Raw genomic sequence first — 12,826 nt, 5'->3', positions numbered from 1 at the left:
AAGTGACACGGGGGCGGGATCCGGCCCTGGTGGAACCGAACGGGCCGTTACTCCTCGGTCTCCGTCGGGTCGTACCTGGTCACACGGGGGCCGGTCTCGTGGTCCGCGCGAGGCCGATCTCGTGGTTCCGCTCGTGGTGATCCACGATTGCGCCGCGTTCTCGCGTCGCAGAAGGGTGGTGAGTGCACATACGCCACCGGCGCCACCCGGGTGGCGCGTACGCGGACATAGGGGAAACGGTTGCTCAGCTCATCGCGGACCACTCGCCCCGGCACGGCCGACTCCACGGTCCGGATACCCGTGGCCGTGCATGCCACGGACCCGATCTCCCGCGAGGGGGCGGTCAGCCAGTTGCGCCGCTTCCCGGAGATCGACCTGCGGGAGGAGACCGCTTCCGGTCCCGGCACGGTGGCCCTGCTCATCGACGACGTGCTCGACGACACGGCACTGACCCGGCTGCGCCGGCTGGTGCGCAGCGAGGGCGCGCGTGCGGTGCTCGTCGTGGGGGCCCTGCGGGAGACGGAACTGCTCGACGTCATCGAGTGCGGGGTCGGTGCCATCGTGTGGCGGCGGGAGGCCACCGCGACCCGCCTGGTGCAGGCCGTGCTCGCGGCCGCCCGCGGCGACGGGGACCTGCCCGCCGATCTGCTCGGCCGGCTCATCAACCAGGTGGGCACCCTGCACCGCGGCACCGCCGGCCGTCCAGGCGCCCCGGCCTCGGGGATGACACCGCGTGAACTGGACGTGCTGCGGCTGGTGGCCGAGGGACTCGACACCGGTGAGATCGCCAGCAAGCTGTCCTACTCCGAACGCACCGTCAAGAACGTGATGCACGGGCTGACCACCCGGCTGCACCTGCGCAACCGGGCCCATGCCGTGGCCCATGCCCTGCGGGAAGGCTACATCTGACCGAACGGGCACCCCAATTCGCCCCTGTGGGCAGCGCCTTCTGCCCTGCCGCCGTCCCCGGCGCCCCTGCGGGCGCGGACGGGAGAAAAGGCACGATCGGTCAGGGCGGGGCAGCGGGTGACACGCGGGGACGAGCACGGCAGGGCGGAAGCGGGAGCGCATCGGTGATCCACGAAGTGGACGAGGTCCTCAAGGGCCTGCTCAGCGGTGGAGCGCTGGCCGGATCCGGGATCGACGTCGCCCTGGACGCGCCCACCCGTGACTGGGCCGCCCGCCGCAACTCGCCCACGATCAACGCCTATCTGTACGACATCCGCGAGGACATCAACCGCCGTCAGCGGGGCCATGTCCCGGTCCACGACGAGCGGGACATCGTCGTCAAACGCCGTCAGCCGCCGCGCTGGTTCCGGCTGTCGTACCTGGTCACGGCGTGGACGAAACAACCCCAGGACGAACACCGGCTGCTGTCCGCCGTGCTGGCCACGCTGATCCCGCGAGAGCTGCTGCCGCCCTCCGAACTGCCCTCCTCGCTCGCCGCGCTGGGACTGACGATTCCCGTGTCGGTGGCCGGTATCCAGACGGAGTCGCGTTCCCTCGCGGAGATCTGGTCCGCGCTCGGCGGAGAGTTGAAGCCCTCCCTGGACCTGGTGATCACCGCGCCCTTCCCGGCCTACCCCGAGTACGACGCCGGGCCGCCCGTCACCGAGGGCGCGGTGGTGCGCACACGTGCCCTCGACGGCACACCGCAGGGCACGGAGGAACGCGCCCACCGGCCCCGGCAGGTGGAGGCGGCGAAGGAGGCCCGGAGGGCCGCGCTGCGCGCCCGAGGACGGAACACGACGACATGACCACACGATCCCCGGGTCCCGACACGGCCGGCCCCGGCCTGGAAGACCCCGGCCCGGAGAGCCCCGGCCCGGCCGACCCCGGCCAGGAGAGGCCCCGCCCGGGGAGCCCCGGCCCGGGAGGACCACACCCCTCCCCCGTCGACGCCCTCCTCACCCGTCTCTCCGAACTGCGTCACCGCGTCTCCCTCCTGGTCGAGCACCGTTCCGCCGATGACCCGACCGCCGGTGACCCGCTGCGCGGCCTGTACCTCTCGGAGGAGGCCGTGCGGCATCTGCTGCGGCCGGCCGAGCCGCTGGCACTCGACTGCCCCGGGCCCGGGGGGCCGCCCGGTGACCGCCTGGCGGACCTGTCCGCGCGGCTCGGTCTGACCGCGCTGGACAGCGCGCTGCTCCTCACCGCCCTCGCCCCGGACCTGGACCGCGGCTTCGAGCCGCTGTACGGCTATCTCAACGACGACGTCAGCAGGCGCCGGGCCACCGTCGCCCTGGCCCTCGACCTGTGCGGCGTCTCCGTCCACCTGGCCGGGGCCCGCGCCCGGCTGCGCCCGACGGCACCGCTGGCCACCCTCGGGCTGCTGACCGTGGAGGAGCCCGAACGCCCTTTCCTCAGCCGCTCGTTGCGGGTGCCGGACCGGCTCGTCGCGCATCTGCTCGGGGACGACACCCCCGACGCGGCGCTCGCCGGGCATCTGCATCCGCTGCCCGCACCACCGCCGGACACCCCGGGCGTGGAAGACGCGGAGTTCTCCCGCTTCGTCCACCGGCTGGCCGGCCGGCTCACCGCAGGCCCCCCGGTCACCGCGTATCTGCGGGAGCGCCGCGAGGGCGACGGACTGCCCTGCGTCGCCGCGGCGCTGCACGCCTCGGGCGTCTCCGCCGTGCGCTTCTCCGGCCCCGAGGACCGCGTTCCGGAGCTGTTGCGCGAGGCCCGGCTGTGCGGCCACGCCGTCGTCGTCACCGGGCTGCCGAAGCAACCGGCAGCGCTCTTCCGGCAGTTGGCCGAGGCTGCCGATGTACCCGTGCTGGTCACCGGGACGGGCCCGTACGACCCCCAGTGGTGCGACGGGGACCCGCTCGTCCTGGACGCGCCCGCGCGGCGTGCGGGCGCGGTGGGTGCCTGGGCGGCCGCCCTCGGCGGGGAGCCGGACTTCGACCTGGCGGCCACCGTCGCCCCGTACCGCCTCGCAGGCGACCACATCACCCGTGCCGTCCGCGCGGCGCAGGGCCTCGCCGCGTTCGAGGGCACCCCGCTGTCCCCCGCGCACCTGCGGCTCGCCGCCCGCCGGCAGTCGGCCTCGGGCCTGGAGCAGCACGCCCGCCGGATCCGGCCCGCCGTCGACTGGCGGGACCTGGTCCTGCCCGAGGGGCCCCTGTCCCAGCTGCGGGAACTCGCCCTGCGCGCCCGCCACCGCGACCGGGTCCTCGGCGACTGGCGGCTCAGCGCGGGCGGCGGCCGGGGCAGAGGTGTCCTCGGCCTGTTCGCGGGCGAGTCCGGCACCGGCAAGACGCTCTCGGCGGAGGTGGTCGCGGCCGACCTCGGTCTCGACCTCTACGTGGTCCAGCTGTCCTCGGTGGTCGACAAGTACGTCGGTGAGACCGAGAAGAACCTCGAACGCATCTTCACCGAGGCCGACCGCACCGATGCCGTGCTGCTCTTCGACGAGGCCGACGCCGTCTTCGGCAAGCGGTCCGAGGTCAAGGACGCGCACGACCGGTACGCCAACCTGGAGAGCGCCTATCTGCTCCAGCGGCTGGAGTCGTTCGACGGTATCGCGCTGCTCACCACCAACCTGCGCGCCAACATCGACGAGGCGTTCACCCGGCGGCTGGACCTGGTGGTCGACTTCCCGTTCCCGGACGCGGACCAGCGGCTCGCCCTGTGGCGGCACAGCCTGTCGCACGTGCCCAGCGCGGACGGCATCGAACTGGGACCGGTGGTCCGGGACTTCGAGCTGGCGGGCGGTTCGATCCGGAGTGCCGTGGTGACGGCCGCCTATCTGGCCTCCGGGCGGGAGGAGCCGGTCACGGCGGCCGACCTGCTGGAGGGCGCCCGCCGCGAGTACCGCAAGGCCGGCCGCCTGGTGCCGGGGGAAGGCACCTGGTAGCGGCCGGCCTTGCGGGGTCAGGGCCTGTCCGTCATCCCTGCGACGGGCGGACGATGTCCCATTCCTGGTCGTCCGTGTTGGAGCAGTCGAAGAGCGTCAGGTTGGTGTCGTTGACGCCCGTGCTGTAACCGGCCACGTCCAGGCACTTGTTGTTGCTCGCGAAGTTGCGGATCCAGTAGGCGCCGCTCTCCTGCTTGTCGACCCACCACAGCTGGTTGTCGTCGGTCGTGCCGTCGCAGGTGAACTCCTGGATCCTGGACCGCACCGGAGCCGCGCCCTTGGCCGGCAGGTCCACGCACAGCCGGTCCTTGACGTTGCGGATCACGAAGAGCGCGCTGCCGCCCGGTCCCGTCTTCGGGAACTTCACGTCGAGGTCCCACAGCTGGTTGTCCTGCGGTGTCTCGTTGCAGGTGAACTGGCGTACGGGGCCCTCGGCCTGGCCATTCTCGTAGCCCGGGACGTCCACGCACCTCTTGGTGGTGGTGTTGCGCAGCACGACGTTCGTCGCCGGCACCACGGGCTTCGGGGGCTTCTTGGCCGGGGGCGGCGCGGCCCCGCCGCCTCCGCCGCCTCCGCCGCCGTCGTCACCGCCCTCCGGCTCCTGCGGGGTCGGCGACGGTGGTGGCGGCGCCGAGGTGAGGGCAGGGGTGGGGCTCGGGGAGGGGGCGAGGGTGTTGGCGGCCTCGACGGCCGGCGAGGGGTTGGCCTTGGTGCCGACGGCGGGCTTGTAGGCGATCCACAGCATCACGAAGGTGAGCGTGAGGGCGAACAGGATCCCGAAGAACGTCGCCAGCCAGCGGGGCAGGAACCCGCGTTGGACGAACGTCCCCTCCACGGGCACGGCCTGGGCGCCGGAGCGCTGCACGGCGAGGGTGTAGGGACGCTGTTCCTTCGCGCCGAACCAGATGATGTTCTTCGGCTTGAGCGTGGTCTTCACGAACGCGGCCCGGCCCGGCTCGATCTGGACATTGGCCGGATGCAGGTCGTAGGACAGCTCGTCACCGTTGTCACTGCCGCTGAGGGAAGCGGTCAGCTTGGTGTTGCCCAAGTTGTCCACCGCCAGCCGGGGCCGACCCCGGAACCGACCCTTCACCGTCGGCGGCACCAACTCCGCGCGCACCTCCGTGAACGGCGTGACGGTCAGGTTCCCCTCGGGAACCGTCGTCGCCTCCGGATGCTCGCTCGGCGTGATCCGCACCGCGTACGGGTTCGGCCCCGCCGTCGCATCCGGACTGCGCGGCGGCGCGAACGTCAACTCCACCGTCCCCGTCGTACCGGGATACAGACGCAGAGAAGACGGCTCGACCGACGTCCACGGCGCGACCGGCCCCACCGCTTCGAAGCGGTACTCATCGACGACATCACCGGTGTTGCGCAACCGCAGCCGCACCGTCGTGCTGCCGCCGGGGTCCACCGTCGCGGAGGCGGGCTCGAGAGAAGTCCAGAGAGTCATGTCCTCATACCGTCAGCTTGATGGCTTCGAGCCAGAGCGAGTTGTCGAAGGTCCCGGCGGTGTTGAGGTCGGGGCGCGCCTTGTTGCAGACCTGGCCGCTCCAGTCGCGGTCGCGGACCTTGGCCTCGTTGCAGGCCTGACCGGAACCGACGTTGTAGACGAAGTTCACCAGGAACGGGGTGTCCCTCTTCGTGCCGCCGATGTAGTTGTCCTTGCCGTCCGCGACGATCGCCGTCCAGCTCGGCCGCCACGCGCCCTGGCCGTTGGTCGACTGCGGGTCGTGCACCATGGCGTTTCCGGCGGACCCCCCAACGCCGTACACCGCCACGTTGAGCGCCTTGATCGGCTTGTTCTGCCCGACCGTGCCGCTGACGGTGCCGTCGCACACCGGCTTCTGCCAGCCCTCGCCCTTGACGAAGGCGCGGTAGCAGATGTGCCGTCCGCCGGGGTCGCCCGCGGCCAGGCGGTTCACCGCGGTCGCCGCCGTGTCCGCCTTCGGCTTGGCCGTCACCGTGGGGGCGCCGCCCCCGCCGCCTCCTCCGGAGCCGCCGCCCGCCCCACCGGGGTCGGGGGACGGCGGTGCGCTGGTCTCCGTGGGGGCCGGTGGCAGAACCGGTGAGGGCGTCGGCGAGGCACTCGGGGCGAGGGTGGCACCGGCGGCCACCGTCCGCTCGGCTTCGCTGGTCACGGCGGGCTTGTAGGCGATCCACAGCATCGCGAACGTGATCGCCAGGCCGAGGAAGAGACCGAAGAAGGTGGCCAGCCAGCGCGGCAGGAACCCGCGCTGGACGAACGTCCCTTCCACAGTGATCGGGTCGACGCCCGAGCGCAGCACGTCCAGCGTGTACGGACGCTGTTCCTTCGCGCCGAACCAGATGATGTTCTTCGGCTTGAGCGTGGTCTTCACGAACGCGGCCCGGCCCGGCTCGATCTGGACATTGGCCGGATGCAGGTCGTAGGACAGCTCGTCACCGTTGTCACTGCCGCTGAGGGAAGCGGTCAGCTTGGTGTTGCCCAAGTTGTCCACCGCCAGCCGGGGCCGACCCCGGAACCGACCCTTCACCGTCGGCGGCACCAACTCCGCGCGCACCTCCGTGAACGGCGTGACGGTCAGGTTCCCCTCGGGAACCGTCGTCGCCTCCGGATGCTCGCTCGGCGTGATCCGCACCGCGTACGGGTTCGGCCCCGCCGTCGCATCCGGACCGCGCGGCGGCGCGAACGTCAACTCCACCGTCCCCGTCGTACCGGGATACAGACGCAGAGAAGACGGCTCGACCGACGTCCACGGCGCGACCGGCCCCACCGCTTCGAAGCGATACTCATCGACGACATCACCGGTGTTGCGCAACCGCAGCCGCACCGTCGTACTGCCGCCCGGGTCCACCGTCGCGGAGGCGGGTTCCAGGGAAGTCCACAGGCTCACTGTCGCGACGCTAGCCGGGGTGCCGGTGGCACGTCAGGAAGCGCGGGGGCACGATGGCCTGACCGAAAGGACCATGCCGCGGGGCCGTCGGGTCGCGGGGGACTGTGCCCCGGTCGCCGTCAGGGCCAACAGGGTGCGGAAATCGGCGTTCATGAGGGCGCGCCCGCGCCCGCGTCCTGCCCTCGCGGGCAACCGGATTGCCCCCGCTCCGGCACCGGAGGCCGTTTCCGGGACGCTCCGCCGCGCGCGAGGGTGAGAGCTGTTCGTGTCTCGTACCCCGAGGAGAGCAGAGCATGCCGTCCTACCTGTCGCCCGGCGTCTACGTCGAGGAGGTGGCCAGCGGCTCGCGCCCGATCGAGGGGGTGGGGACCTCGGTGGCGGCCTTCGTGGGGCTCGCGCCGACCGGACCGCTGAACGAGCCGACCCTGGTGACCAACTGGACGCAGTACGTCGCGGCGTTCGGTGAGTTCACCGACGGGTACTACCTCGCGCACTCCGTCTACGGCTTCTTCAACAACGGCGGTTCCGCCGCGTACGTCGTCCGGGTGGGCGGCTCCGCCGAGGACGCGTCGGCCGGCGCCGGACGGGGGCCCGCGGCCGTCACAGGCCGGTCCGGCGCCGCCCCGGCCGAGCTGCCCGCGGGTGAGCCGAAGCAGCTGGGCACCTTCACGGTCACCGCCATCGCCCAGGGCGATCTGAGCGTCGAGGTCGCCGACCCGGAGGGCGAGGGCCCCGCCGAGCGGTTCAAACTGATCGTCAAGGACGGCGGCAAGGCCGCCGAGACGTTCGACGTGACGGCCAAGAAGGGCGGCCGCAACTACGTCGTCACCCAGGTCAAGGAGCGCTCCAAGCTCATCACCGTCACCGAGGCCGCGCCGGCCGCGCAGCTGGCCCGCCCGGACAACCAGACGGTGGCGCTGGCGGCCCCCGCGCCCGCACCGGCCGCCCCGGTCGAGACGGCGGACGCCTCGCACCCCGGCCCGGCGCAGTACCTCGGCGACTCCGCCGACCGCACCGGCTTCGGCGGCCTGGAGGCCGTGGACGAGATCTCCATGGTGGCCGTCCCCGACCTGATGGCCGCCTACCAGCGCGGCGCGATCGACCTGGAGGCCGTCAAGGCCGTCCAGCTCGGGCTGATCGCGCACTGCGAGCTGATGGGCGACCGGGTCGCCGTGATCGACCCGCCGCCGGGCCTGAACGCCCGCCAGATCCGGGTCTGGCGCCAGGAGACGGCCGGTTACGACTCCAAGTACGCCGCCCTGTACTACCCCTGGATCAAGACCTTCGACCCGGCCAGCGGCCAGTCCCGGCTCGTGCCGCCGAGCGGCCACGTCGCCGGCATCTGGGCGCGCAGCGACTCCGAGCGCGGGGTGCACAAGGCGCCCGCCAACGAGGTCGTGCGCGGCGCCGTCGACCTGGAGATCCAGATCACCCGCGGCGAGCAGGACCTGCTCAACCCCATCGGGGTCAACTGCATCCGCGCCTTCCCCGGCCGCGGCATCCGCGTGTGGGGTGCCCGCACCCTCTCCTCCGACCCGGCCTGGCGCTACCTCAACATCCGCCGGTACTTCAACTACCTGGAGGAGTCGATCCTGATCGGCACGCAGTGGGTGGTGTTCGAGCCGAACGACCACAACCTGTGGGCCCGCATCCGCCGCAACATCTCGGCGTTCCTGGTCAACGAGTGGCGCAGCGGCGCGCTCTTCGGCCAGCGGCCCGAGGAGGCCTACTACGTCAAGTGCGACGAGGAGACCAACCCGCCGGAGTCGGTCGACGTCGGCCGGGTCATCTGCGAGATCGGTATCGCCCCGGTGAAGCCCGCCGAGTTCGTGATCTTCCGGCTGGCCCAGTTCTCCAGCGGCAGCGGCGAGCTGGAGGAGTAACCCGCCCGTCCGCCTCCCCCCTCGTACGCCCCTGACAACCTCCTCCACCTCCTTCACAAGGACAGCGAACGCATGAGTCTCCAGCCGGGTGACGCCCTCACCTCACACAACTTCGGCCTGCAGATCGACGGTGTGATGGTCGAGTACCTCGCCGAGGTCAGCGGCCTCACCCTCGAACAGGACGTCATCACCTACCAGCAGAACTCCGCACAGGGCAGGCCCGAGGTGTCCCTGCTGCCGGGCGTGCAGAAGAACGGGCAGTGCACCGTCGTGCGCGGTATGACCCAGTCGGCGTCGTTCACGCAGTGGATCAACGACTCCATCGCGGGCCGGATGGCGACGGCCCGCAAGAACGCCTCGATCATCATGATGGACTTCGAGGACAACCCGGTGAAGCGGTACAACCTGCGCAACGCCTGGTGCAGCAAGATCGACACGAGCACGGTGAAGGCCGGGGAGGCGGCCGCCCTGACGGAGACCGTGACCATCGTGTTCGAAGAACTGGTCATCGAGTAATGCGGCGTACGGCTGCGAGGGCGGGCGGGGGCGCGCCCGAGGCACGGGTGGAGGCCCCGGCACAGGCCCCGGTGGAGACGGGGCCCGGGCCGGGCCCGGTCCCGGCCGTGGACTCCCCCGCCTCCGCCGCGCAGGCCCCGCCTCCGCAACAGGACCACCTGCGCACTGAGTTCCCCTTCCAGCTGCCGCGCGGCTACGTCGACGAGTCCGGCACCGTCCACCGCGACGGGGTGATGCGCCTGTCGACGGCGCGGGACGAACTGGTCCCCCTGCGGGACGTCCGCGTCCAGGAGAACCCGGCGTACCTGTCGGTGGTCCTGCTCGGCCGGGTCATCACCCGGCTGGGCGCGCTGCCCATGGTCCACGACGGGATCGTGGAGAACATGTTCGCCTCGGACCTGGCGTTCCTGCAGGACTTCTACCGCCAGATCAACGCCGAGGGCCACACCCGGGCGGCGGTGGAGTGCCCGCACTGCTCCGAGCCCTTCGAGGTGGAACTCGGCGGGAGCCGCCTGGGGGAATCGTGACGTACGCGACCGACCGGCTGCACGAGGAGATCGCGTACGTCGCCTACCACTTCCACTGGAGCATGGACGACATCCTGAACCTGGAGCACCACGACCGCCGCCGTTTCACCGAGCAGATCGCGTCCTTCGTGACGCGGGCCGGGGCGGAGGGCTGAGGGGTGGGGTTCTTCGAGCGGGTGCGGGGGCGAGGGCGGAAGGACCGCGGGGGGCCTGTTCCGCAGGCCCCGTCTGCCGGTGGGGACGGGGGTTCGGTCCCGGAGGTGCCGTCTGCTGATCTGGGCGGCGGCTCCGGGGCGCAGGCTCGCGCGGTGGTGGCCGCCTCTTGGCCGAAGCTGCCGCCGATTCAGCGCGCCCTGACTCCGGAGCAGCGGGCCGGGGTCGCGGATGCCGGGTTCGGTGGGCGGCTGCCGACGTGGCAGAACCCGTCGTTGGCCGGTACGGAGTCCCACTCGGTCCTGGACGGCAGGTCGAGCGCCGTACTCGGCGACGTCCCGCGCTCCACGACGGCCCGTCCGATGTTCGGCCTGGAGCGCCACGCGGGTGCCTTGCCCGTGGCCGGGTATGAGCCGGTGCCGGAGCGTGCACCGGCAGTGCCGCTGCGGGCACTTCCGCCGAGGGGGCCGGAGGCGGCTGCTGCTCCCCGGACTCCGGTTGTCGGACGGACTCCCGCTGTTGGACGGACTTCGGCTGTTGGACGGACTCCGGGCAGGGGTCCTGCGGCAGGTGGCCGACGGGGCGGCGGGAGCGGACCCGTCGTGCAGCGGGCGCCGAGTGGCGGTGGTGGCCGGGCTGGGTCGCCGGGCGGATCGTCCCGAGTGACCGGCGCTCCCAGGGCTTCTGGTGCCGGAAGAGCAGCGGCCGGACCGTCGCCAGCAGGTAGTCAGCAGGTCACTGAGAGCGGACCCGTCGTGCAACAGGCGCCCGGGAGTGGCGGCGACCGGGCAGTGTCGCCGGGCGGGCCGTCACGAGTGACCGACGCTCCCCGGCCTTCCGGTGCCGGAAGAGCAGCGGCCGAGCGGTCGCCAGCAGGTGGTCAACAGGTCACCGGGAGCGGACCCGTCGTGCAACAGGCGCCCAGGAGCGGCGGTGGCCGGGCGGTGTCGCCGGGCGGCACGTCGTCGCGGGTGTCGCCCGCCATGCCCCCGGGGGCGACGACCGGTACCCCCGGAAACCCCGGCGCTGCAAAGGCTCCTACCAGGCATTCAACCGCCACTGGCCACCCAGGCACGGGGAACGGACCCGTCGTGCAGCCCATGTCCGGGGACGGACAGGCAGCCGCCTCGCCATCGCTGTCCCCCACCGTGCCTCCGAGTGCGACCGGCACCCCCAGAACCCCTGGTGCCGAAAAGGCACCGACCAAGCATCCAGCGACCGGCGGTCACCAAGGCACGGGGACCGGACGCGTCGTTCAGCGCATGCCGAGGAGCGGCGGCCGGGCGGCGTCGCCGGGCGGCGCGTCGTCACGGGTGTCGCCCGACGCGGGCGTTGGCGTGAGGCCCGTTGCCTCGGAGAGCCTGACGACCGGCTCGGCGGCAGGTGCGGGGGCCGTACCGGCTCCCGCCGGCACGCCGTCGTCCGCGCCCGCGCCCGCGCGTCCGGGCCGACAGACGGGCACGGGCGGCACGGGCGGCACGGTCGGCCCCAGCAGCCCCAGCAACCCCAGCCAGGCAGCCCCGGCAGATGAGTCAGGGCGCCCGGAAGCCCCAGTAGCTCCCGTGCACAATCCCCTGCGTCCGGCCACCCCGGCGGCCCCGGCCGGTGAGCCGCAGAGTGCAGCTGCCCCTGCGGCTCCGGCGAGTGAATCCGTGCGCTCCGCTGCCCGTCCGGCTTCTCACAGTGATCCGGCGCGTCCAGCCGTCCCCGCCAGCCGGCCGCTGCCCCCCGCCGCGCCCACAGCCCCTGCCCGCACGCCCGCGCCCTCAACTGCCCCTGCGGATACTCCGGGTGGACAGGCCCGACCGGCCGCCGTTCCCTCGGGAGCGGCAGCACGAGGAACCGCCCCGGCGCTCCACGTACCTGCGACGCCCCTGTCCGAGCCGGGTTCCCTGACAAAGGCGCGGACCGGGACGGGAGTTCGGGTCGTACAGCGGCACGCCCTGCCGAGGCAGGCCGCCCCGACCGCGGCCAGGCCGATACGCCCCGCGCAGACCACCGCCGACACAGCGGGCGGGTCACCCACGACAACGAACAGCACCCCAGCGCAACTTCCTACGGCCGAAGCCCCCGGACCCACGGCAGCCGAGCCGAATACACCCTCGGTCGGCACCACCGAGCCCCGGAACACGCAGCCGAGTAACGGCGGCACCCCGGTACAACGGGCGCCTCTCCCTCCTGCCCACAACGCCACCGCACCCCTGCCCGGTCCCGCTCCCCTGCCCGGGCCCCAGAGCACCAACCCGAAATCCGGCGCACTCCCCGTGCAGCGGCCGACCACCGGCCAGCGCACCCCGGGTCGTCGCGCGGTACCGTCCGCTGCCGCGGGCCCGGCCGCCCCGGCCCAGACGCCGCCCGGCCCGCCCGACGCCCCACAGCCGCCCTCCGTCACGGCCACACCCGCAACCCCCGGCAACAGCAGCCGGACGAGCCACCCGTCGACCACGCCCGGCACCCCACGACGCACAACCGTCTCCCCCGACTCACCGAGCCCCACCGTCCAACGGCATCCGTCCGACGCCGCACGCTCTCAGCACTCCACGGCCACCGGCGCCACCACGACACCCACCGGCTCCACACCGGCACCCGGCCCCACCCCGCGCCCGCCCCGCCCGGGCCTCGGCGCCCCGCTCCCCAGCGCGCCCACGCACACGAGCCCTGGCACACCCCGCACCACTCCGGCCACCGCGACCACCACCCGCCGCTCCCCCGTCGGCGCCCCGCTCACCAAGCCGATCGAGCCCGCACCACCCGGCGCTCCCCTCCCGGTCGCCCCGCTCACTCCGCCCCGGCCCCACCAGCCGACCTCACCCTCCTCGACGCCCACCGTTCAACGCTTCGGCCGCAAGTGGAAGAGCTCGACCAAGGCCCCGGTGAAGTCGGCCACCTCGGCCACCGGCGCCCTCGCCGCGGCCGCCGCCGCCACGGTCGCCTCCACCCTCACTCACCACATGGCGCCCCCCGCACAGCGACCCACACCCACCCCCTCACCGCCACCACCCCCCTACT

General features: G+C 72.8%; 11 protein-coding genes. 7 read left to right on the top strand and 4 right to left on the bottom strand.

Annotated elements, in window-relative coordinates:
* Nucleotides 1-240 precede the first annotated feature (240 nt).
* From SSQG_RS28210 to SSQG_RS28200, 3 genes are all read left to right on the top strand, one after another.
* Nucleotides 241-909: a helix-turn-helix transcriptional regulator gene (locus SSQG_RS28210; RefSeq protein ID WP_003993311.1), complete on the top strand. Its 669-nt coding sequence runs from the start codon at nt 241-243 to the stop codon at nt 907-909.
* A gap of 164 nt (nt 910-1,073) precedes the next feature.
* Nucleotides 1,074-1,757: a DUF4255 domain-containing protein gene (locus tag SSQG_RS28205; RefSeq protein WP_003993310.1), complete on the top strand. Its 684-nt coding sequence runs from the start codon at nt 1,074-1,076 to the stop codon at nt 1,755-1,757.
* The gene (locus SSQG_RS28200; RefSeq protein WP_078506934.1) at nt 1,754-3,862 is read left to right on the top strand and encodes an ATP-binding protein; all 2,109 of its coding nucleotides are present in this window, start codon (nt 1,754-1,756) and stop codon (nt 3,860-3,862) included. The genes SSQG_RS28205 and SSQG_RS28200 overlap by 4 nt, the downstream gene beginning before the upstream one ends.
* Before the next feature lie 31 nt (nt 3,863-3,893).
* Here SSQG_RS28200 and SSQG_RS28195 read toward each other — a convergent pair whose 3' ends face one another.
* Nucleotides 3,894-5,315: an RICIN domain-containing protein gene (locus tag SSQG_RS28195; RefSeq protein ID WP_039933771.1), complete on the bottom strand. Its 1,422-nt coding sequence runs from the start codon at nt 5,313-5,315 to the stop codon at nt 3,894-3,896.
* 4 nt (nt 5,316-5,319) lie between these two features.
* A complete protein-coding gene (locus tag SSQG_RS28190; protein WP_003993307.1) occupies nt 5,320-6,738 on the bottom strand; it encodes a hydrolase in 1,419 nt (472 codons plus the stop codon).
* Between the two features lie 293 nt (nt 6,739-7,031).
* Here SSQG_RS28190 and SSQG_RS28185 point away from each other — a divergent pair, with 293 nt between their 5' ends.
* The 4 genes from SSQG_RS28185 to SSQG_RS41950 all read left to right on the top strand — a co-directional run bounded on the left by SSQG_RS28185 (nt 7,032) and on the right by SSQG_RS41950 (nt 9,819).
* A complete protein-coding gene (locus SSQG_RS28185; RefSeq protein WP_003993306.1) occupies nt 7,032-8,621 on the top strand; it encodes a phage tail sheath subtilisin-like domain-containing protein in 1,590 nt (529 codons plus the stop codon).
* 72 nt (nt 8,622-8,693) lie between these two features.
* Entirely contained in the window at nt 8,694-9,137 is a 444-nt protein-coding gene (locus SSQG_RS28180; protein ID WP_003993305.1) for a phage tail protein, read from the top strand.
* A complete protein-coding gene (locus SSQG_RS28175) occupies nt 9,137-9,664 on the top strand; it encodes a hypothetical protein (protein ID WP_039933770.1) in 528 nt (175 codons plus the stop codon). Before SSQG_RS28180 ends, SSQG_RS28175 begins: the two co-directional genes overlap by 1 nt.
* Nucleotides 9,661-9,819 carry a DUF6760 family protein gene (locus tag SSQG_RS41950; RefSeq protein WP_086025119.1) on the top strand — a complete coding sequence of 53 codons (159 nt, stop codon included), beginning with the start codon at nt 9,661-9,663 and terminating at the stop codon, nt 9,817-9,819. Before SSQG_RS28175 ends, SSQG_RS41950 begins: the two co-directional genes overlap by 4 nt.
* 1,253 nt (nt 9,820-11,072) lie before the next feature.
* On the opposite strand, the gene SSQG_RS41515 is transcribed toward SSQG_RS41950, so the two are convergent.
* Nucleotides 11,073-11,288: a hypothetical protein gene (locus SSQG_RS41515; RefSeq protein WP_158681119.1), complete on the bottom strand. Its 216-nt coding sequence runs from the start codon at nt 11,286-11,288 to the stop codon at nt 11,073-11,075.
* Nucleotides 11,289-12,347: 1,059 nt separating this feature from the next.
* Entirely contained in the window at nt 12,348-12,644 is a 297-nt protein-coding gene (locus tag SSQG_RS28170) for a hypothetical protein (protein ID WP_003993301.1), read from the bottom strand.
* Between the last annotated feature and the right edge of the window lie 182 nt (nt 12,645-12,826).

It is taken from the genome of Streptomyces viridochromogenes DSM 40736 (assembly GCF_000158955.1).
Lineage (GTDB): Bacteria > Actinomycetota > Actinomycetes > Streptomycetales > Streptomycetaceae > Streptomyces > Streptomyces venetus.
This window is presented reverse-complemented; position numbering and strand designations above follow the sequence as displayed.

Excerpts from the sequence above, each read along its gene's own strand:
- SSQG_RS28200 (WP_078506934.1), top strand. The coding sequence starts at position 1,754 with ATGACCACACGATCCCCGGGTCCCGACACGGCCGGCCCCGGCCTGGAA.
- SSQG_RS28195 (WP_039933771.1), bottom strand. The coding sequence starts at position 5,315 with ATGACTCTCTGGACTTCTCTCGAGCCCGCCTCCGCGACGGTGGACCCC.
- SSQG_RS28185 (WP_003993306.1), top strand. The coding sequence starts at position 7,032 with ATGCCGTCCTACCTGTCGCCCGGCGTCTACGTCGAGGAGGTGGCCAGC.
- SSQG_RS28180 (WP_003993305.1), top strand. The coding sequence starts at position 8,694 with ATGAGTCTCCAGCCGGGTGACGCCCTCACCTCACACAACTTCGGCCTG.
- SSQG_RS28175 (WP_039933770.1), top strand. The coding sequence starts at position 9,137 with ATGCGGCGTACGGCTGCGAGGGCGGGCGGGGGCGCGCCCGAGGCACGG.